Origin of the sequence: Deinococcus wulumuqiensis R12 (genome assembly GCF_011067105.1) — a bacterium.
GTDB lineage: Bacteria > Deinococcota > Deinococci > Deinococcales > Deinococcaceae > Deinococcus > Deinococcus wulumuqiensis.
Genome location: NZ_CP049357.1, coordinates 2,210,571 through 2,231,340 on the forward strand (window position 1 = coordinate 2,210,571; position 20,770 = coordinate 2,231,340).

A 20,770-nucleotide genomic window follows, 5' to 3' on the forward strand; every position below is an offset into this window, starting at 1 on the left:
CCTATGCTATGGGCAGTTCAAGACTGCTGCCCGTGTGGTAGCACATTCTCACGCATTCAAGGAGTCACATCATGGCCAAAGCTGTTGGAATCGACCTGGGCACCACCAACTCCGTCATCGCCGTCATGGAAGGCGGACGCCCCGAAGTCATCGTGAACGCCGAGGGCGGGCGCACCACCCCCAGCGTGGTCGCCTACAAGGGCGACGAAACCCTGGTCGGGCAGATCGCCCGCCGCCAGGCCGCACTGAACCCCGCCGCCACCCTCTTCGAGGTCAAGCGCTTCATCGGACGGCGCTGGGACGAAGTGAAGGAAGAAGCCGGACGCAGCCCCTTCACCGTGAAGGAAGGCCCCGGCGGTAGCGTACGCATTGAAGTGAACGGCAAAGACCTTGCCCCCGAGCAGGTCAGCGCCGAAGTGCTGCGCAAACTCGTCAGTGACGCTTCTGCCAAACTGGGCCAGAAGATCACCGACGCCGTGATCACCGTGCCCGCCTACTTCGACAACAGCCAGCGCGAAGCCACCAAGCAGGCCGGGGAAATCGCGGGCCTGAACGTGCTGCGCGTCATCAACGAACCCACCGCCGCCGCGCTCGCCTACGGCCTGGAGAAGAAAGGCAACGAGACCGTGCTGGTCTTCGACCTGGGGGGCGGCACCTTCGACGTGACCATCCTGGAACTGGGCGACGGCGTGTTCGAGGTGAAATCCACCGCCGGGGACACCCACCTGGGCGGCGCAGACTTCGACCACCGCATCGTGGACTGGCTGGCAGGCGAATTCCAGAAGGAGCACAACTTCGACCTGCGCAAGGACAAGCAGGCCTTGCAACGCCTGATCGAAGCCGCCGAGAAAGCCAAGATCGACCTCTCCAACGCCTCCGAGACCACCATCTCGCTGCCGTTCATCACCTTCGACCCGGAAACGCGCACCCCCATGCACCTCGAAAAGACGCTCACCCGCGCCAAGTTCGAGGAACTGACCGCCGACCTGCTGCGCCGCGTGCGTAAGCCCGTCGAGCAGGCGCTGGCCGACGCGAAACTGGACGCCAGCAAGATCGACGAAGTGATTCTGGTGGGCGGCAGCACCCGCATTCCGGCGGTCAAGCGCATCGTGCAGGAACTCATCGGCAAGACCCCCAACGAGTCCGTGAACCCGGACGAGGCCGTGGCGCTCGGTGCCGCGGTGCAAGCGGGCATCATCCAGGGGGATTCCAACCTCGGCGACATCGTCCTGGTGGACGTGACCCCGCTGACCCTGGGCGTGGAGGTCAAGGGCGGCATGGTCGGCCCGATGATTCCGCGCAATACCACCATCCCCGCCAAGAAGACCGAGATTTACACCACCGCCGAGAACAACCAGCCCGGCGTGGAAATCAACGTGCTGCAAGGCGAGCGCCCGATGGCCGCCGACAACAAGTCCCTGGGCCGCTTCAAGCTCGAAGGCATTCCCCCCATGCCCGCAGGCCGCGCCCAGATCGAAGTGACCTTCGACATCGACGCCAACGGCATTCTGCACGTCACCGCCAAGGAAAAGACGAGCGGCAAGGAAAGCAGCATCCGCATCGAGAACACCACCACCCTCGACAAGAGCGACGTGGAACGGATGGTGCAGGAAGCCGAGCAAAACGCCGCCGCCGACAAGGCCCGCAAGGAGAAGGTCGAGAAGCGCAACAACCTCGACTCCCTGCGCGTGCAGGCCGTGCAGCAGCTTGAAGAAAACGAAGGCGCCGCGCAGGACGCCAAGGACAAGCTCAAGGCCGCTGCCGACGAAGCCGAAGAAGCCGTACGCAGCGACGACGACGCCAAGATTGCTGACGCCCAGAAGAAGCTGGAAGAAGAACTCCGCTCCTTCATGACCGCGCAGCAGAGCGCGGCGCAGGGCCAGCCGGAAGGCGCGCAGGCCCAGGCGAACAAGGCCGACGACGACGTGATTGACGCCGACTTCAAGCCTGCGGAGTAATCCTCTCTCCTCTCCCCAGGAGGGAACAGCACAGCTCAAGCCCACACGGGGAGAGGACGGCCCACAGCCCCCTCTCCCTTCGTCTACACACCGAGCGCCTAAGCTAAGGCCATGTTCACCAACCCGTTTGGAAGGAAAAAAGACATGAGCGACGACCAGAAAAAGACCGTACACGACACCGAAAACGAAGCCGCCGAGAACATCAAGTTTGACGCCGAAACGGTAGACGGAGCCGACACGGACACCGACTTCGAGATGCCCGAAGGCTTCCCCGAAATGGACGAGAACATGTTCGGGCAGGTGCAGGAAATGATGGCGAAGCTGGAGCGGGTGGACGAGCTGGAAAAGGAAAACGCCGACCTGCGCGGCAAGCTGGGCCGCCTCGCCGCCGACTTCGAGGGCTACCGCAACCGCACCGCCCAGGAGAGTGCCGAAGCCCAGAGCAAAGGCGTGAGTAAGGCCGCCGAAGCCCTGATGCCCGTGTACGACGACATGGAACGCGCCGTCAGCGTCGGCGTGGACGACCCCGCCAAGCTGATTCCGGGCATGCAGGCCGTGCAGAACAAGATTCTGACCATTTTTGGCACGCTGGGCCTGGAAGTCACCGGACGCGAGGGCGAAACCTTCGACCCGCAGTGGCACGAGGCGATTCAGGTGGTCGAAGGCGATGAGGACGACCAAATCGTGCAGACCTACCAACTCGGCTTCAAGATGGGCGACAAGCTGGTGCGGCCTGCGCGGGTGGTCGTGAGCCGCAAGGGTTGATGGTTAATAGTTGATGGTTGATAGAAAAGATATTCAGAGCGAGGAATTGATGTCCATAAACCATTGCAGGAGCCAGCGCTGATGCCAAAGCCTCCATCAACCATCATCCATCATCTATCACCGTTACATGGCGTCACCCTGGAACGCATCGTCACGCACCTGCACGACGAATACGGCTGGGATGAACTCGCCCGCCGCGTGCCCGTGAAGTGCTTTCAGAACGAGCCGAGCGTGGGCAGCAGCCTCAAGTTTCTGCGCAAAACGCCCTGGGCGCGGGAGCAGGTGGAAGGCGAGTACGTCAAGCTGGCCCGCCGCGAGGACAGCAACCCGCTGATTGACGCCCTCAAGCGGGGGCAGGCGCTGGACTTCACCGGCGTCAGCCAGACCAAGATTCACGCGGCGCTGGGCTGGATGCTGCGGCACACCGAGCAGAACGCGCAGAACCTCAAGCTGTACTTCTTGCCGACCCTCGCCGCCATTCAGGACGTGAACTTCTGGCCGGACTCGGAACCTCTGCCGCTGCTCAATCTCGCCATAGACCGCTCGGCGCTGGGACAGGGCGACTACGAGCCGGGCGTGGTGGCTGAACTGCTCAGGCGCGGCGCGGACGTGAACGACCCGCGTTTCTGGCCGCCGCTGCTGCATGCGGTGGACGTGGAAGGGCAGGCCTACCAGAGCAAGGCCCGCGCCCCCCGCACCGACATTCTGGATTTGCTGCTCTCGCACGGGGCCGACCCACAGGTGCAGGACTCGCGGGGCCACACGGCGCGGAGCATCGCGGAGGCGTATGGATTGAAGGCAGCGGTGAATAAGCTGTCGCCCACTCCAGTCAGGTCACGAGTGGAACCCGCAGACCCTCAGACTCTTTGACCCTCAGACCGCCGACCCAAGGGAGGCAATATGGCTTACAAAGACTATTACGACACCCTCGGCGTCCCCCGCTCCGCGTCCGATGCCGACATCAAGAGCGCCTACCGCAAACTCGCCAAGCAGTACCACCCCGACAAGAACGCGGGTGACGAAAAAGCCGCCGACAAATTCAAGGAAATCGGCGAAGCCTACGCGGTGCTGTCCGACCCGGAAAAACGCAAGATGTACGACCAGTTCGGCCACACCGGGCAGGTGCCCCCCGGCTACGGCGACGGCGGCTTTCCCGGCGGTTTCAGCGGCGACACGGCGGGCTTCGACCCGGGGCAGTTTTCCGACTTTTTCCAGCAGATGTTCGGCGGGCGCACGGGCGGGCGCGGCGCGGGCGGCGGCTTTGCGGGCGGGCAAATCAACCTCGAAGACCTGTTCGGCGGCGCGGCGGGCGGCATCGGCGGGGCGGGCCAGAGCAGGCGCTTCGTGCAGAACGTGGAAGGCGAATTGCAGGTCACGCTGCGCGAGGCGCTGGAAGGCTCGGACGAGGTCATCAATGTGGACGGCAAGCGCCTCTCGCTGCGCGTGCCCGCCGGAACCCGCGACGGCGCACGGCTGCGGCTGGCCGGGCAGGGGCCGGGCGGCGGCGACGTGCTGCTCACCATCCGCGTGCTGGAAGACGCCAATTTCGAGCTGGAGGGCGACGACCTGACCACCACCGTGGACGTGCCCGCGCCCGTGGCGGCGCTCGGCGGCGAGGTCAAGGTGCAGCTCCTGAACGGCAAATCGGGCAACCTCAACGTCCCGGCAGGCAGCAGCGGCGGGCGCAAGATGCGGCTGCGCGGGCAGGGCTGGCCCAAAAAGAGCGGCGGCCACGGCGACCTGTACGTGCGCCTGAATCTGACTGTGCCCAAGGAACTGAGCGACGAGGAAAAAGAGCTGTACGCCAAGTTGCGCGACCTACAGAAGTAACCGCACAGATAAGCCGAAGTGCCGATGGGCAAAGGGGGGCGAGCGTCTTTACACTGACGCATGGCCCCTTTTCTCGTTCGCCGCGCTGAACTGGCCGACGCCCCGGCCATCGCCGGAATTCATGTCCAGAGCTGGCGCGAGACGTACACGGGCCTGATTGCTCCCGATTTTCTGGGCCGCATGACCGACGAAAGCGCCCGCCAACACCGGGAAAAAAGCTGGCAGGCGACCATCTCGCAGCAGCGCGAAGACGTGTTCGTGTCTGAGCAGGGCGGCGAGGTGGTGGCCTTCGCTTCCGTCGGCCCGGCGCGTGACCATCCCGGCTACGCGCATGAACTGATGACGCTCTACGCCCTGAAACGGGTGCAGGGGCAGGGCATCGGCCAGGGGTTGCTGCGGGCGGTCATGGCGCAGGTGCGCGGGCAGGGCGGCGACACCTTGGCTTTGTGGGTGCTGGCGTCCAACCCGACCCGCCAGTGGTACGCCGCGCAAGGCGCAAGTGAAGCGGGCGAAAAGGTGGACGGCGAACTGGTCGAAGTGCGGATGGTGTGGGACGGCCTGCCCTGACCACCGAAAACGAACAACCCCAACCGGGCAGGCTGGGGCTGATACGGATTCCGCTTAATTCCTGCACAGTCGGGCCTGTACAGTTGGGAAGGCGCCGCCTGTGCATCCATATCGCGGAATCCGTATTTTTTCCTACTCGCATCCGCTCTGCTGCGCAGCTTTGCAAGTCGGATTGAATCTGAAACGACCAGATTCAATCGGAATCCGTATGATTTCACCGTCGGTCTGGGGGCGGCTCAGGGCTGGCTGATGCCTTCCAGCGCCTTCTCGTCGGCCCCGCCGCTGGTGCGGGTGGACAGGTCGGCGAGGCTGACGATGCCGATGAGTTCACCGGACTGGTGGTCGGTCACGGGCAGGCGGCGCAGTTGCCGCTCAGCCATCGCCCCGGCCGCTTCTTTTACGTCGGTGTGGCAGTGCATGGTGAACACGTCCTGGGTGGCGTACTGGCTGACCGGGTTGCCGACATCCTCGCCGTCGGCCACCGCCCGAATCACGATGTCGCGGTCGGTGATGATGCCCGTGAGCTTGTCGCCGTCCAGAATCAGCACGTTGCCGATGTCCTCGGCCTTCATCTTCTGGGCGACTTCGCGCAGGGTGGCGCTGCCGGAAACGGTGGTCAGGTCCCGCGTCATGATGTCTTTGAGAATGGTCATGGAGGCAGCCTAGAGCATTTGACAAAAAGACGTTACGTCTTTTTGGCGAGCGGAGCGAGTGCAAAACACTGAGCAGGGCGGAGAATGGAGGGATGCGCGGAACGGCACCGCGCATCACGTAATTCGGAGAACTGCTCTAGTGATGCTTTGTCAGGAGGGCGTGGGAAAGCCCTGAAGAGGCGCTCAAGGGGGTGCAACTTTGCACCTGGTTCAGAATGTGGGGCATGTTCCGCCGCCACGCCCCCGCCGAAGAACCGACCCACGAACTCGACCCCGACCGCGAACTCAATTTTGCCCGCACCATTCTGAAAGACCGCGCCTTTCGCGAAGTGCCCGACGACGAGGTGCTGCGCGAGGCCGAGCGGCTGCTGCTGGCCTGGATGACGAACGAGACGAAACTGGAACGGCCCAAACTCTACGACCACTACGCGCTGATTCTGGTGGCCCTGCTGCGCAAAAACCGCGAGCTGGAAGAACGTCTCGCCGCGCTGGAGGGCCGCCGTGGTTAAGGTCAAAATCTGCGGCACGACCAATCTGCCCGACGCCCTGCACGCGGCAGAGGCGGGTGCCGACGCGCTGGGCTTTATCTTCGCGCCGGTCAGCAAACGGCGGGTGACGGCGCAGGTGGCGCGGGAGGTGGGCCTGAGCGTCGGGCCGAGCGTGGCACGGGTCGGCGTCTTTATGGGACAGCCGCTCGACGAGGTGCTGAGGACGGCAGAGGCGGCGCGGTGCAGCGCGGTGCAGCTTCACGGGCCGCTGCCGGGGGTATACGTGGAGGCGGTGGCCGCGTATTATCCCGTCTTGCGCGTTCTTGGACCGGAAGACCTCCGGACCGGGAACGTGCAGGCGGTCCCCGGCGTCACGCTGATGCTCGACGCCCCGCAACCGGGCAGCGGACAGCCGCTGGACTGGTCGGCGCTGGTCCCCCATTTCCCTCCGGGCGGCTGGCTGGCGGGCGGCCTGGGACCCGAGAACGTGGCGCGGGCAGTCGCCACCCTGCGCCCCGGCGGAGTGGACGCGGTGAGCAAACTGGAAGCCTCGCCCGGCATCAAGAATCCACAGGCCGTGAAAGCGTTCGTGGACGCTGTGAAACACGCCTGAACCCAGGTTATCCACAGGCCCGCGTTTCACTGTGGATAACTTTCGGACACGAAGAACGAGCCTTGCTGTTCAGCATTTTCAAGCTGCTGGACGGCCTTTTTGTGGTTCCAGGCGGGGAAGGGAAAACGGGGGCTTTGCCAGCGGTCCACACCCCCTGTGGAAAAGATTCGTCCTGGCGCGGCTCGCTGAGTAGAGGGGTCATACGGATTCCGATTGAATCTGGTAGTTTCAGATTCAATCCGAGCGGATGCGAGTAGGAAAAAATACGGGTTACGCGATATGGATGCACAGGCGGCGCTTTCCCGACTGTGCAGGAATTAAGCGGAATCCGTATCAGGGCAGCCCCAGCCAGCGCCCCACCTGCTCTCCGCCCTGCACGATGTCGGCCACTGGTGGATGGGGCAGGGGGGGCAGCCCCACCGCGCCGAGGGGCACGCGGGCCAGGGTGTGCGACTTGACGTTCAGGTTTTCCAGGTTGCCGTGGTCGCTGCTCAGGACGACCCGCGCTCCGGCCTGCACCGCACCGGTCAGCAGCCGGTCCACCCGGCGCAGGTAGGCCCGCCCGGCAGTCCGCACCTCGGGCGGCGCCCCGTCGCGGCCCTGGTGCCCCAGCAGGTCGCCCAGCCACAGGTCGGCCACCAGCAGGTCATACGCGCCCAGCGCCCCGGCCAACGCCTCACCCAGGCGCAGGACATGTTCCTCCGGTCCCGTCGGCGTCCAGGGCGAACTGTAGGCCAGCCCCAGCCCCGGCTCCAGTGCAGGCACGTCCGGCGGGTTCAGCGCCAGCCCCGCCGCCTGGAAAGCGTAGGGAAAGCAGCCCAGGCGGTTGCGCCGCCCTCCCCCGGCCAGATACGCGGGCGCGTAGGCATTGACCAGTGCGGCGCGGCCCCCGGCCTCCGTCAGGCGCCGGGGCAACCCGCGTTCACGCAGCAGGGCTTGCAGCGTCGGCCCCGGCACCGGCCCGAAGTGCTCGCCCATCACGCGCACCGCGTCGGTGCCGGTCAGCCAGCAGCTTTGTCCGGTGCCCGACTGCGGCAGCCCCGGCACCCCCAGCGTGGCGTCCAGCGCGAGACCGGCGTCCACCACCGCCCGCAGCGTCGGCAGGTCCTGCTCCCACACCGAGCCGGGCGGGGCGTCTTGAGGGTGCCCCACCCCGTCCAGGGCCAGCCAGAGAATGCCGCTCATGCTCCGCAGGGTACGCCGGACCTTTACCCGCCTGAAGGCTTCCTCATGGCAAACCCACGCCCCGGTCGCCCCCACCTGCGAACAATGAGAGGCGAACACGCTGTCCTGACGACCTGTCGCTCCTACCTGACCGGAGGTTTTCCATGAAAAGTGCCCTGAATGTCCTGCTGACCGCTGCCCTGGCCGTAAGCGGCGCGGCCCTCGCCCAGACTGCCCAGAGCGCCCCGGCCCCGCAAGCGGCTCTGGCCCCCACCAACGCCGCGCAGCTCGCCGCCGAAGCCCGTGACCTCGCCGCCCGCGCCCGCGCCGCGTATCCGGCGGGCAGCGCCAGCATCGACCAGCCGCTGTGGAAACAGGCCGCCGAGCGGGCCGAGGCCGCCGTGGGCGCCGCGCCCGCCAACCCCGACATCCTCAAACTTCGCGCCCAGATCTACACCGAAGTCGGCTTCTGGAAACAGGCCGAGGCGGGCTGGCGGGCCTATTTCGCCCTGGCTCCGGTGGCCGCCGGGCAGAACGAGGCCCGCGCCGCCGGCAACGTGCAGTACAACCTCGGCTACGCGGCGTACACGCGCGGCCAGGCCACCCAGGCCGCCGCGTACTTCAAGGCCTGCCTGACGCTGGACCCCCAGAGCGTGCCCTGCGCGACGTGGGCCGCCCGCACTGCGCTCGAAAGCGGCGACTACGCGCTCGCGCAAACCCTGTATGCCCAGGCGCTCAGCCTCGCGCCGCAGGACAAGTCCCTGAACTATTTCGCGCTGGTCGCCCGCAACGCCGGCACCTACGGCCCCGCCGCGACCCAGGCGTTCAGCCGCGCCTACGCCAGCCTGGACGCCGGGCGCCGGGCCGAGGCCCTCGCCGGATTCCAGGAGGCCGCCCGCTCGGCCCCCAACTTCCCCGAAGCCCAGCGGGAAGCGGGCCGACTGGCCCTCGAACTGGGGGACACCCAGGCCGCCCTGAGCGCGTATCAGGCCCTGACCGCGCTGCCGGGCGCGACCGCCAGCGACCGCTACAACCTCGCTCTGGCGCAGGAAGGCCAGCAGTACGGCCTGAAAGCGGTGCAGACCTTCCGCACGGCCTACAGCAAGTACGCGGCGGGCGACAGGGCCGGGGCCGAAGCCGGGTTCCTTCAGGCGACGGGCGAGAACCTGACCTACGCCAAAGCCTGGGCCTGGCTGGGCCGCGTGCGCTACGAGCGCAAGGACTACGCCGGAGCCGCCGAAGCCTATGGCCGCGCCGTGGCCCTCGACCCGAACGACAAGTCGAGCGCCTATTTCCTGAAACTGGCGCAGCAGGGCAAGTAATACGGATTCCGCTTAATTCCTGCACAGTCGGGAAAGCGCCGCCTGTGCATCCATATCGCAGAATCCGTATATTTTCCTACTCGCATCCGCTCGGATTGAATCTGAAACTACCAGATTCAATCGGAATCCGTATAAGGGCGGAGGGTGGAGGGTAGAGAGTGAAGGGTAAAAACCCTCTGCCTTCCACCCTCTACACTTTTCCCTGTGACCCCTGACCCCGCTGCCGAACTGCTGGCCCTGCTCACGCTGCGCTTTACGCCGGGGCTGGGGCCGAGGCGTATCGAACATTTGCGGCGGCATTTTGGGAGCGCGGGTGCGGCGCTGCGGGCGAATCTGGCCCAGTTGCGACAGGTCGAGGGCCTGGACGCCCGCTCGGTGGCGGCCATCGGCGGGGAAAAAGCCGCGCAGTCGGCCCAGGCGGAACTGGGCAAGGCGGCGCAGCGAAACGTGACGCTGCTCGGACGTGGCCTGCCGGGCTACCCGGCGGCGCTCGACGCCCTGAGCGACCCGCCCGCCGTGCTGTGGGTGCAGGGGGCAGGCGGTGCGGAGGTGCTCGCCGGACTGGACACCGTGCCGCAGGCCATCGGTATCGTCGGCACGCGGGCGGCGAGTCCGCATGCGCTGGCGCTGACCCGCACCGTCGCGGGCGAACTGGCGGCGGCGGGCGTCCTGGTCGTCAGCGGGCTGGCACGGGGGGTGGACACGGCGGCGCACGCGGCGGCCCTGGAAGCGGGTGGCCCCACCATCGGCGTGCTGGGCAGCGCGGTGGACGTGATTTATCCGCGTGAAAACCACGACCTCGCCGGGCGAATGGTGGTCGTCAGCGAGTATCCGCTCGGTACCGGCCCGGCGCAGCACCATTTCCCCAGCCGCAACCGGCTGATTGCCGCGCTGTCGGCGGGCGTGGTGGTCGTGGAAGGCGAGCGCAAATCGGGGTCGCTGATCACGGCCACCCACGCCCTGGAATGCGGGCGCACCGTGTTCGCCGTGCCCGGGCGGGCGGGCGACCCCCGCGCCAGTGGCCCGCACGCCCTGCTCCGTGACGGGGCCGTGCTGACCGAAACCGCGCAGGACATCCTGACCGAACTCGGCTGGGGGCAGACCGCGCCCGCCCCTTCCCCCGACCTGCCGCCCGAGCAGGCGAGGGTGCTGGCGGCGCTGCAAACGCCCGCCACCCTCGACGACCTGCAGGCGGCGACGGGCCTGAGCGTGCCGGACTTGCAGACCGCGCTGGTCATGCTTCAGCTGCAGGGGCTGGTGTACGAGGTCGGCGGGCGCTGGAGCCGCTAAAGCTGTGGTGTTTCGGGTGCCTTTTGCTAAACTCTTGCCTGTTGCCGAGTGGCCCCCTGTTTTCAAGGCAGGCCGAGGCCCCGGACCAAACAAGGAGAATTCTCTGATGATCAGCGTAACTGAACTGCGGAACGGCACCAAGGTGCAGATGGACGGCGGCCTGTGGGAGTGCCTCGAATACTCCCACCTCAAGATGGGACGCGGCGGCGCCAAGGTCGTCACCAAGTTCCGCAACATGGAAACCGGCTCCATCGTGGACCGCACCTTCAACAGCGGCGAAAAGCTCCAGGACATCTTCGTGGAAGGCAAGAAGATGCAGTACCTGTACAAGGACGGCGACGACTTCGTGTTCATGGACATGGACACCTTCGAGCAGGTGCACCTGCCCCCCGTGCTGGTCGGTGACGCCGCCAAGTTCATGAAGGAAAACACCGACGTGGAAGTGGCGATGTACGGCGACAAGGCCCTGAGCATCACCCTGCCCAACCAGGTCATCCTGAAAATCACCCAGACCGACCCCGGCGTGCGCGGCGATACCGTCTCCGGCGGCACCAAGCCCGCCACCCTGGAAACCGGCGCCGTGGTGCAGGTGCCCCTGTTCGTGGAGCAGGGCACCGACGTGAAGGTGGACACCCGCACCGGGCAGTACCTCAGCCGCGCCTAAGACCCGTGTGCAACATCTGTCGCCCGGACCGTGTGTTCGGGCGGCATTTTTTTGAACCGCGTTCAACCAAACGAGCGTTAGGTTCACGGTGACACCCCGCCGCCCGCAAAAAGGGGCATGATAGGAACCGCTCAAGTGCAACCCAGTCCCAGAGACACAAGGAGGGGCCATGAACCCGGATGACCTGAAGAAAATGCTCGACGCCCTGACCCACGCCGACGTGCGGGAATTTACGCTCAAGACCGGCAGCTTCGACCTCGCCCTCAAGCGCGGTCCCCAGGCCTTTGCCCCTGCCGCGCCCAGCGCCCCCCAGATGACGGGCAGCTTTGCCCCCGCGCCCGCTGTACCTGCGGCTCCCAGCGCCCCAGCGGCGCCCGCTCCCGAAGCGACTCCCGCCGCCAAGCCCGCCGAGGAAGCGGCGCCTGTGGCCCCCGCCGCCAGTGCCGGGACGCCGGTCAAGGCGCCCATCGTCGGCACCTTCTACTCGGCGAGCAGCCCCGACGCCGCCCCCTACGTCAAGGTCGGTGACCGCGTGGAAGCCGGGCAGGTACTGTGCATCATCGAAGCCATGAAGCTGATGAACGAAATCGAAGCCGAGCAGAGCGGCGTCATCCGCGAAATTCTGGTGAAAAACGCCGAGCCGGTGGAGTACGGCCAGACGCTGTTCATGATTGAGTAAACGTCTAAGGGTCTAATACGGATTCCGATTGAATCCAGAAATCTGCTGGATTCAATCCGACTGAAAGGAGTAGGAAAAGATACGGATTTCGCGATATGGATGCACAGGCGGTGTAGTTCCGACTGTGCAGGAATTTAGCGGAATCCGTATAAGGGTCGAAGAGTCTAAGACCGTTCTTAGACCTTTAGTCCCTTAGACTCTTCGACATTTGCCGGAGGCAAACCATGTTCAAGAAAATCCTCATCGCCAACCGTGGCGAAATTGCCCTGCGCGTCATCCGCACTGCGCGGGAAATGGGCATCAAGACGGTCGTGGTGTACTCCACCGCCGACGAAAAGAGCCTGCCGGTGCTGCTCGCCGACGAATCGGTCTGCGTGGGGCCGCCCGCCTCCAATCAGAGCTACCTGAATATCCCCAACATCCTCTCGGCGGCGCTGATGACCGGGGCCGAGGCGATTCACCCCGGCTACGGCTTCATGGCCGAGAACCCCGACTTTGCCGAAATGTGCCGCGAACACGGCATCGTCTTTATCGGCCCCACCCCCGAATCCATGCGGGCGCTGGGCAGCAAGGCGGGCGGGCGCGAAATCGCCGCGCAGAGCAACGTGCCCACCGTGCCCGGCACGGGCGTGCTGGAGGACGTGGACGCCGCTCTCCTCGCCGCCAAGCAGATCGGCTACCCGGTGCTGCTCAAGGCGTCGGCGGGCGGCGGCGGACGCGGGCAGAAGGTCATCCGCACCCAGGAAGAACTGCAAAAAGGCTTCGCGCAGGCGCAGGAAGAAGCGCGGCTGTACTTCGGTGACCCCGCCATCATCATGGAAAAATTCCTGGAGGAGTTCCGGCACATCGAGGTGCAGGTCGTCGGGGACGGCAACGGGCACGTCATCCATGTCGGCGAGCGCGACTGCTCGATTCAGCGCCGCAACCAGAAGCTCATCGAGGAAGCGCCTTCCACCCTGCCCGAAAGCCTGCGGCAGGAAATCCTGGACGCCGGGGTGCGCCTCGCCAAGTTCGTGAACTACGCGGGCGCAGGCACCCTGGAATTCATCATGGATAGGGACGGCAACTACTACTTCATGGAGATGAACACCCGCATTCAGGTCGAGCACTGCGTGTCGGAAATGATTTCCAACCTCGACCTCGTGCGCCTGCAAATCGAAATCGCCGCCGGGCTGGGCCTGAAGCTCCAGCAGGAGGACGTGAAGTTGCACGGCCACGCCATCGAGTGCCGCATCAACGCCGAGGACCCGGACAAGGACTTCCGCCCGGCGGCAGGCAAAATCGACGACGCGCACTTCGCGGGCGGCGCGGGCGTGCGGGTGGACACCCACGTCTACAGCGGCTACTCGATTCCGCCGCACTACGACAGCCTCATCGGCAAGCTCATCGTGTGGCACGAGGACCGCGACAAGGCCGTCTCGCGCATGAAACGCGCCCTCGAAGAAACCGTGATTCAGGGGCCGAAAACGACCATCCCCCTCTACGTCAAAATCATGGACAACCCGTTCTACAAACGCGGGGCCGTGATGACCAACTTCCTGAAAACGCGCATGGAGATGTAAGTAGCTGCCGGGTGATGACTAGTACGGATTCCGATTGAATCTGAAACTACCAGATTCAATCCGAGCGGATGCGAGTAGGAAAAAATACGGATTCTGCGATATGGATGCACAGGCGGCGCTTTCCCGACTGTGCAGGAATGAAGCGGAATCCGTATAGGTCATCGCCCCGAGCGGAGCGAGTAGGCAAAAGTAGCTCTGGGCGGAAGTGGAGCGGATTCGGGCGCTTTTCCCGGATACGCGGAACTGTAGCCGGGAGCTACTTAGAGCAGTTCTCCGAATTACGTGATGCGCGGAACAGCGCCCCGCATCACTCCATTCTCCGCCCTGCTCAGTGTTTTGCACTCGCTCCGCTCGCCAAAAAGACGTTGCGTCTTTTTGTCAAATGCTCTAAAGGCGTGGAGGGGAGAGGGTGAAGGGGTGAGCGTCATGTCTCCCTTCACCCTCTCCCCTTTTCCCTGCACCAAAAGAAAAACGCCCCCACTGAGGGGAGCGCCTTTCGAGCAGCCCGTTTAGAAGCGGACTTTCAGACCCGCAGCGATGGAGCTGAGGTTGCGCGAGTTGGGGTTGACGTTGCCGTTGAAGTAGTAGTGCTGACGGGCTTCGGCGAAGATCGCCACGCGGTCCACGACGCGGTAGTCCACGCCGATGGACAGCTCACCGAAGGTGGAGGCATTCCTGAAGTTGTAGCCCGCGCCCACACCCAGGATGCCGTCGAAGCGCCCGGTGGTGCCGCGGTAGGTCACGGCGCCGCTCAGGCTGTTGCCGGGGGTTTCGCCGCGCAGGGTCACGTCGCCGGTCACGCGCACGCCGAAGCCGCCATAGATCTGGTCGTTGCCGGCGGTGAGGCGGACCATCTGACCCACGTTCTGCTGGAGGATGCTGTAGTAGGCGGCGCCCACGTAGTTGCCGTAGCGGAAGGGATCGGCGGGGGGAATGTAAGGATCGCCCTTCTCGCCGCGCTCGCCCTGGGGACCCTGGGGGCCGACGGGGCCAGCCTCACCCTGAGGACCTGCGGGACCCTGAGGGCCAGTCGCACCGGCAGGACCCTGGGGACCGACCGCGCCGGTTTCGCCCTTCTCACCCTGGGGACCCTGGGGGCCAGCCGCGCCGACGGCTCCGGCTTCACCCGCGCCAGCGGTGGGCAGGGCATTCAGCGCCGCACGCAGTTCGTCGATCTGGGCACGCAGGTCTTCGATGGACTTGTTCTGCTCGGCGAGCTGGGCACGCAGCTCCTCCAGTCCGGCCAGCGCCTCGGCGGTGCCCCTGCGCAGCACGTCGAGTTCGGCGGCGTCGAAGGTGTTCTCGGGCATCTGGGCCAGCAGGCGGGCCAGCACCTGCGCGACTTCCTGACGGGTGATGTTGCTGCACCAGTCGAAGCTGCCGTCGGGGTAGCCGATGAACAGACCCTTCTGGGTCACGAGGTCGATGGCGGCCTTGGCCCAGGCGCCCTGGGTGCAGGCGGCAGGAGCGGGCTTGGGCGCGGGGGCCGTCTGCACGGGGGCCGGGGTGGTCTGGATGGGGGGCTGAGCAGCGCCGCCCAGCGCCAGGGCCGAGCTGAGGGCAAGAACGGAAACAGTCGGCAGAGCACGCAGATACTTCATAAATCCTCCTGGAGCAGCGCCCGGTCGGGGCGCATTCTCTGATGGTTTGAGCACAGTGGGAGCGGAGACCGGCTGCACCTGAGCGCAGCAGGCGACCCAACTTCCCACCCTTGTCTCCATTGTGAGGGTTCTCACGTCAGACATGAAAAACACATCTGACCAGAGTGTTAATCCTGCCTTTACCTGACCACCAGAAAACGGGGGCGCTAGACTCGGCGCATGACCTTCCAGAGCATTCGGTTGACTCAGCGGCCCCTGTCCCAGGGCGGCCAGCTCACGACCCTGACCCTCGCCGCCAAGATGGGCAGCATGGGGCCAGCCTTCTGGCAGGAGGTGCCGCAGGCGCTCGCCGGGCTGGGCGACACCCGCGTGCTGATCGTGCGCGGCGAGCAGGTCTTCAGCGCCGGGCTGGACATCAAGTCGAACGGCGCCGCCATCGTGCCCGCGCTGGGCGACCCCGCCGCCTTCAAAGCTGTCGTGGACGAAATGCACGCCGTGACCGAGGGGCTGGCCGCGCTGCCGATGCCGGTCATTGCAGCGGTGCACGGCTGGTGCATCGGCGCCGGGCTGGAACTGATCGCGGGCGCCGACCTGCGGCTGTGCAGCCAGGACGCCCGCTTCTCGCTGCCGGAGGTCAAGCTCGGGATTACCGCCGACCTGGGGGGCTTGCAGCGCCTGCCCCACCTGATCGGGCGGGGCCGGACCGCTCACCTGGCCCTGACCGGCGAACCGATCGACGCGGCCACCGCCGAGCGCTGGGGTCTGGTCACCGAGGTGCTGCCCGACCAGGACGCCCTGTTTGCGCGTGCCGAAGCCCTGGCTGAACACCTCGCTTCCCTCCCGGCAGCGGCCCTGGAAGGCACCAAACGTACCCTGAACGACGGCCTGCCCCACGCCGAAAGCCTCGCCGCCGCCGTGCGCTGGAACGCCGAGCACATGACCCAGGAAGCGCTTCAGGCCGCCGCCAGGAAAGGCTGAGCCGGACCTCTGTCCGATTCCCCCAGAGGCAGAGGCGAGACGACACCGCCTGTGGCTTCATCTCCCGAAACCCGCACTTCCTCCTTACCTCATACCGGGGGATGGAGGCCAAGAAAAGGGAAGGCCCCGCCAGTCTCACGGGGCCTTCCACTTGTCCTCCGCCCGAACGGGGCTGATACGCATTCCGATTGAATCCAGCAGATTTCTGGATTCAATCCGACTGAAAGGAGTAGGAAAAGATACGGATTTCGCGATATGGATGCACAGGCGGTGTAGTTCCGACTGTGCAGGAATTTAGCGAAATCCGTATGAGGCCTGGGTTTCAGGGCCAGATCAGTCGTCGTCCTGCGGCACTTCTTCCATCGCCTCGGGGTCGCCGCTGCGTACCCCCCAGAAGTAAAAGGCCAGGGCCAGCACCGTGACCAGCGCCATATCCACGCCGTAGGGAAGCACGCCGCGCCCGCCGAACTCGCGGCTGCCCAGGAAGGACACCAGGGTCAGGGTCAGCAGGAAGGCGGGCAGCCACAGCCCGCTGCGCAGGTGCCGGGCGGTGCCTTCCCAGCCACGGCGGGCCTGCACAGCGACATAAATCGGGAGGCCCAGCAGCACCAGCAGCATGATCTGCCCGTTGAGCGGCCAGCGGCTCCAGTACACCAGCAGACTGGCGAACACGAAGGCGAGCGGCGCGAGCAGGGGCAGGCCAGCCAGCCGCAGCGGGCGCGGAGCCTGGGGAGCGGTGCGGCGCAGGCTCGCCACGCTGACCGGGCCGGTCAGGAAGCCCACCACGCAGGTCACGCTGACCACCGCCGCCAGCGCTTCCCAGTTGGGAAACAGGTACAGCGCCAGCAGGCTCAGGGCGAGGTTGACGAGCAGGGCGCGGCGCGGCACGCCCAGCGTGGGGTGCAGCTGTCCCAGAAACGCGGGCATGTACCCGCTGCGGGCCAGGGCCTGCAACGCGCGGGACGTGGTGGCGGCGTAGGTGATGCCCGTTCCCGAGGGGCTGATGACCGCGTCGGCGTAGAGCGTGAGCGCCAGCCAGTTCAGCCCCAGCGCCACGGCGAGTTCGGCGAAGGGCGACTCGAACTTCAGTCCGGCCCAGCCGCCCCCGGCCAGCGAAGCGGGTGCCACCGCGCCGATAAAGGCGACCTGAAGAAGCACGTACACCACGCCTGCCAGCAGGATGCCGCCGACCACCGCAAACGGCACGCTGCGGCCCGGACGCTGCGCCTCGCCCGCGAGGTTGATGGGGGCCTGAAACCCGTTGAAGCTGAACACGATGCCGCTGGTGGCGACCCCAGTAAACACGGCGGCCCACCCGTAGGGCGCAAAGCCCCCGCTGGCGGCGGCCGTGAAGTTCTCGGGGTGAAACCCGTAGGCGATCAGAAATACGGCGGCCAGCAGCGGCACCACCAGCTTGAACAGGGTGATGGCGGTGTTGCTCTTGGCGAACAGGGCCACCGTCCAGTAGTTGAGCAGGGTGTAGAGCAGCATCAGGGCCGTGGCTGCGATCAGGCCGCTGGTCGTGAGGGTGCCGCCCTCCACCAGCCCCCGCGCCCAGGGAAAGGCCCAGCCGCTCATGTACTGCACGCTGGCGACCGCCTCGATAGGCGGAATGGCGAGCATGCTCAGCCAGTTGGACCAGCTCGCCAGCACCCCGGCAAAGGGGCCGTGCGAGTACCCAGCGTAGCGGCCCATGCCGCCGGATTCGGGAAACATGGCCCCCAGCTCGGTGTAGGTCAGGGCAATCGCCATCATCATGACCATGCCGATGACCCAGGCGAGGATGGCCGCCGGTCCGGCAATTTTGGCCGTGTTGAAGGCCCCGAACAGCCAGCCGGAACCGATGATGGACCCCAAACAGGTCATCAGGAGGGCGAGCGGCGTGATGCTGCGCCGCGCTCCTGTCGCGCTCGTCGTCATTGTGGGTTCTCCTTTGGATCTTGTCTTTGCTTTCAGCCGCCTGTGCGCCGCAGTCCCCCCCGACCGTGCGGGTGTCCCGGCAGGCTGCCCAGCACGGTATAGAGCCGTGCCCGTCCCGAACAGTTGCCCGGTACAGGCTGTATAGATGACCGCCAAAGCCCTGGACGGGGCGTGAACAACTTGGACGGGGTATATAAAGGGCAACGAGTTCTCTACTGGAGCGGTCCTTCGCTTCTTTGCAGGAGGCCAGCGGCCTTCAAACGGCTGTTCTGTATGGGCAGACGCCTGCAAGATTCAAGGCTTTATCAGGACTGCACTTTTCGATTGCCAACCGTCTCTTGCCCGGAGGTTTCCCCATGACCCAGACTGCTGCCAACCGCCCCGCCGACCCCGCCACCACCTTTCGCCCTGACCTGCTCGCGGGCAAGCACGCGCTGATTACCGGGGGTGGCAGCGGCATCAACCTCGGCATCGCCCAGAGTTTCGCCGCCCACGGCTGCGCGGTGACCATCCTGGGGCGCAACCTGGAAAAGGCGCAGAACGCCGCAAAAGGCATCGTGGACGCGGGCGGGCGGGCCATGGGCGTCAGTGCCGACGTGCGCGACTTTGCCGCGCTGGAAACCGCCGTGGCTGCGGCCACCGCCGAATTCGGTGACTTCGACATCGTGCTGGCGGGGGCAGCGGGCAACTTTCCCGCGCCCGTGGACGGCATCAGCCCCAACGGGTTCAAGACGGTGGTGGACATCGACCTGCTCGGCACCTACAACACCATCAAGGCCGCCGCGCCGCGCCTGAAGGTGCCGGGGGGCAACATCCTGAGCATCAGCGCCTACGGGGTGCCGGTGCCGATGCAGGCGCACGTGGTCGCCGCCAAAGCGGGGGTGGACGCCCTGACCCAGACCCTTGCGGTGGAGTGGGGGCTGCGCGGGGTGCGCGTCAACGCGATTATTCCCGGTCCCATCGACGGCACCGAGGGCATGGCCCGCCTCGCTCCCGACGAAAAGGCCCGCGCCGCGTTTACCCGCACCGTGCCGCTGGGCCGCTTCGGTGTGCCGCAGGACATCGCCAACGCCGCGCTGTTTCTGGTCAGCGACGCCGCGAGCTACGTGACCGGCGTGATCTTGCCCGTAGACGGCGGCCAGAACATGCTCGGCGGGGCGCCGCAGTACCAGATGTACCTCCAGATGCAGGCGGCCCAGGAGAAGGCGGCCCAGGAGAAGGCGGCTCATACGGATTCCGATTGAATCTGGTAGTTTCAGATTCAATCCGACTTGCAAAGCTGCGCAGCAGAGCGGATGCGAGTAGGAAAAAATACGGATTCCGCGATATGGATGCACAGGCAGCGCCTTCCCAACTGTATAGGCCCGACTGTGCAGGAATTAAGCGGAATCCGTATCAGACTCAGGCGGGGCAGCGGCAGGGCTGAGCCGGGGAGCCGCCCGGAACGCCGGTGTCAGCGTTTCTTGCCCCAGTTCTGCTCGATTTCGCGCAGGTGCCGGATGCGCTCGGCGGTGCCGGGGTGGGTCTGCAAGAAGGAGCCGGGGTCGTCCTGGGTGACGCTGTTTTCGTCGGCCTCCGCGTCCTCGGTGTCCAGCCGGGCCAGCACGTCGCGCAGGGGCTTGGTGGTGCCGTAGCGCTCCATCAGAAAGCGGCCCGCCACCTCGTCGGACTGGGTTTCGGCCTGGCGTGAGTACCCGTTTTTGAGCAGCCAGGTGGGGACCGCTGCCGCAAAGGTGCTGGCGCTCACGAGGTCGCCGGTCACGGCCGTGGTCAGCAGCGTCAGCCCCAGCCCCTGATAGATCCCCGACAGGCTGTGGCGCCCGGTGACGTGCCCGGCTTCGTGCGCCAGGACGCCCAGCAGTTCGCGGTCGTCGCGGGCGAGCCTGACGAGTTGGTCGGTCATCACCACCGTGCCGCCGGGCAGCGCGAAGGCGTTGGTGCCGATTGCGCCCATGCTGCCTTCCGGCTCGCCGTCGCGCAGCAGCAGGCGGTACGGGTAGCCGCCCCCGGCCCAGCGGGTCACGTCCCGAAAGCCCTGTTGCAACTGCCGCTGCCGGGCCGCGCCGAGGCGGGTCTGGCCCATGAAGCTGCCGTTGTCGAGCACTTCGGTGGCGCTGCGGTCAAAAGATGCGAGCACGGAACGCGGGGTGGCGGCGGCGGCGCTGCGGGCCACGGCAGGCAGGCCGTAGGTCAGAAAGCCCCACACGAACAGCCCCAGGGTCGCTACCGCCCCCAGGGTCAGCGGCCAGTTGGATTCCAGGCGCCGCACCCCACGCGGGCCCCGGTTGCGTCCTCCGGCGGCTTCCAGCGCCGTGATGGCCGCGTCATCGACCGTTTCGAAGCGGCCCCCGTCCGGCAACTTGACCACCCGGCGCACCCCCGGCAGCGGGGGGTCGAAGTGCAAGGCCCGCAGCGGCCACTGCTGCTCGCTGCCCGCCGCGTCGCCTTCCGCCTGCACGCGCAGCACCGCCAGGTCTTCACCGCCGCGCAGCACCCGCAAGGTGGCGACCCGGTCCCGGCTGCTGCGCCCATCGAAGTACACGCCTTCGATGACCCCGGTGAGGGGGGCCGCGGGGGGCAGATGGGTCGGCGGGCGGGACGGTGAGGGGGTCGGCGTGGGCGTGGTCATGGTGGCCTCCACTGCCTACGGTACGGCACCCGGCCCCGCAGCGGGGTGAGCGGGGGGCCAACCCGCACCGGAAGCCAGATGCAGTGG

19 protein-coding genes are annotated in these 20,770 nt (G+C 66.2%); 14 read left to right on the forward strand and 5 right to left on the reverse strand.

Going from position 1 to position 20,770, the window contains the following annotated elements; translation table 11 throughout:
- Positions 1-71 precede the first annotated feature (71 nt).
- From dnaK to G6R31_RS10730, 5 genes are all read left to right on the forward strand, one after another.
- Positions 72-1,958 carry a molecular chaperone DnaK gene (gene dnaK, locus G6R31_RS10710; RefSeq protein WP_017869721.1) on the forward strand — a complete coding sequence of 629 codons (1,887 nt, stop codon included), beginning with the start codon at positions 72-74 and terminating at the stop codon, positions 1,956-1,958.
- A gap of 111 nt (positions 1,959-2,069) precedes the next feature.
- The gene (locus G6R31_RS10715; RefSeq protein WP_026138697.1) at positions 2,070-2,723 is read left to right on the forward strand and encodes a nucleotide exchange factor GrpE; all 654 of its coding nucleotides are present in this window, start codon (positions 2,070-2,072) and stop codon (positions 2,721-2,723) included.
- 81 nt (positions 2,724-2,804) lie between these two features.
- The gene (locus G6R31_RS10720; protein ID WP_051056468.1) at positions 2,805-3,593 is read left to right on the forward strand and encodes a VF530 family DNA-binding protein; all 789 of its coding nucleotides are present in this window, start codon (positions 2,805-2,807) and stop codon (positions 3,591-3,593) included.
- Positions 3,594-3,623: 30 nt separating this feature from the next.
- Complete coding sequence (locus tag G6R31_RS10725) at positions 3,624-4,553, forward strand: DnaJ C-terminal domain-containing protein (RefSeq protein ID WP_017869718.1); 930 nt, start codon at positions 3,624-3,626, stop codon at positions 4,551-4,553.
- Positions 4,554-4,613: 60 nt separating this feature from the next.
- On the forward strand, positions 4,614-5,120 hold the full coding sequence (locus G6R31_RS10730) for a GNAT family N-acetyltransferase (RefSeq protein ID WP_017869717.1): 507 nt from the start codon (positions 4,614-4,616) through the stop codon (positions 5,118-5,120).
- A 236-nt stretch (positions 5,121-5,356) separates the two neighbouring features.
- Here G6R31_RS10730 and G6R31_RS10735 read toward each other — a convergent pair whose 3' ends face one another.
- Entirely contained in the window at positions 5,357-5,773 is a 417-nt protein-coding gene (locus tag G6R31_RS10735; protein ID WP_017869716.1) for a CBS domain-containing protein, read from the reverse strand.
- A gap of 224 nt (positions 5,774-5,997) precedes the next feature.
- Here G6R31_RS10735 and G6R31_RS10740 point away from each other — a divergent pair, with 224 nt between their 5' ends.
- Both G6R31_RS10740 and G6R31_RS10745 read left to right on the forward strand, forming a co-directional pair.
- Positions 5,998-6,282, forward strand: coding sequence for a hypothetical protein (locus tag G6R31_RS10740; RefSeq protein WP_051056470.1), 285 nt, complete (start codon positions 5,998-6,000; stop codon positions 6,280-6,282).
- Complete coding sequence (locus tag G6R31_RS10745) at positions 6,275-6,874, forward strand: phosphoribosylanthranilate isomerase (protein WP_017869714.1); 600 nt, start codon at positions 6,275-6,277, stop codon at positions 6,872-6,874. The genes G6R31_RS10740 and G6R31_RS10745 overlap by 8 nt, the downstream gene beginning before the upstream one ends.
- 333 nt (positions 6,875-7,207) lie before the next feature.
- Here the strand turns inward: G6R31_RS10745 and G6R31_RS10750 are convergent, their stop codons facing one another.
- A complete protein-coding gene (locus G6R31_RS10750; protein WP_017869713.1) occupies positions 7,208-8,059 on the reverse strand; it encodes a metalloprotein in 852 nt (283 codons plus the stop codon).
- 143 nt (positions 8,060-8,202) lie between these two features.
- Here G6R31_RS10750 and G6R31_RS10755 point away from each other — a divergent pair, with 143 nt between their 5' ends.
- The 5 genes from G6R31_RS10755 (at position 8,203) to accC (ending at position 13,555) form a co-directional block, all read left to right on the forward strand.
- Complete coding sequence (locus G6R31_RS10755; protein WP_017869712.1) at positions 8,203-9,360, forward strand: tetratricopeptide repeat protein; 1,158 nt, start codon at positions 8,203-8,205, stop codon at positions 9,358-9,360.
- A gap of 204 nt (positions 9,361-9,564) precedes the next feature.
- Positions 9,565-10,650, forward strand: coding sequence for a DNA-processing protein DprA (gene dprA, locus G6R31_RS10760; protein WP_017869711.1), 1,086 nt, complete (start codon positions 9,565-9,567; stop codon positions 10,648-10,650).
- A gap of 106 nt (positions 10,651-10,756) precedes the next feature.
- Complete coding sequence (efp, locus tag G6R31_RS10765; RefSeq protein ID WP_017869710.1) at positions 10,757-11,314, forward strand: elongation factor P; 558 nt, start codon at positions 10,757-10,759, stop codon at positions 11,312-11,314.
- 169 nt (positions 11,315-11,483) lie between these two features.
- Positions 11,484-11,993 carry an acetyl-CoA carboxylase biotin carboxyl carrier protein gene (gene accB, locus G6R31_RS10770; RefSeq protein ID WP_017869709.1) on the forward strand — a complete coding sequence of 170 codons (510 nt, stop codon included), beginning with the start codon at positions 11,484-11,486 and terminating at the stop codon, positions 11,991-11,993.
- Between the two features lie 224 nt (positions 11,994-12,217).
- Positions 12,218-13,555, forward strand: coding sequence for an acetyl-CoA carboxylase biotin carboxylase subunit (gene accC / locus G6R31_RS10775; protein WP_017869708.1), 1,338 nt, complete (start codon positions 12,218-12,220; stop codon positions 13,553-13,555).
- Positions 13,556-14,064: 509 nt separating this feature from the next.
- On the opposite strand, the gene G6R31_RS17040 is transcribed toward accC, so the two are convergent.
- Positions 14,065-15,156, reverse strand: coding sequence for a collagen-like domain-containing protein (locus G6R31_RS17040; RefSeq protein WP_017869707.1), 1,092 nt, complete (start codon positions 15,154-15,156; stop codon positions 14,065-14,067).
- A gap of 219 nt (positions 15,157-15,375) precedes the next feature.
- Between G6R31_RS17040 and G6R31_RS10785 the strand changes: the two genes are divergently transcribed.
- Entirely contained in the window at positions 15,376-16,134 is a 759-nt protein-coding gene (locus tag G6R31_RS10785; RefSeq protein WP_017869706.1) for an enoyl-CoA hydratase/isomerase family protein, read from the forward strand.
- Positions 16,135-16,467: 333 nt separating this feature from the next.
- Here G6R31_RS10785 and G6R31_RS10790 read toward each other — a convergent pair whose 3' ends face one another.
- Positions 16,468-18,054, reverse strand: coding sequence for an APC family permease (locus tag G6R31_RS10790; protein WP_017869705.1), 1,587 nt, complete (start codon positions 18,052-18,054; stop codon positions 16,468-16,470).
- A 356-nt stretch (positions 18,055-18,410) separates the two neighbouring features.
- Here G6R31_RS10790 and G6R31_RS10795 point away from each other — a divergent pair, with 356 nt between their 5' ends.
- The gene (locus tag G6R31_RS10795) at positions 18,411-19,298 is read left to right on the forward strand and encodes an SDR family oxidoreductase (protein WP_017869704.1); all 888 of its coding nucleotides are present in this window, start codon (positions 18,411-18,413) and stop codon (positions 19,296-19,298) included.
- Between the two features lie 209 nt (positions 19,299-19,507).
- Here G6R31_RS10795 and G6R31_RS10800 read toward each other — a convergent pair whose 3' ends face one another.
- A complete protein-coding gene (locus tag G6R31_RS10800; RefSeq protein WP_029732799.1) occupies positions 19,508-20,683 on the reverse strand; it encodes a M48 family metallopeptidase in 1,176 nt (391 codons plus the stop codon).
- Positions 20,684-20,770 lie beyond the last annotated feature (87 nt).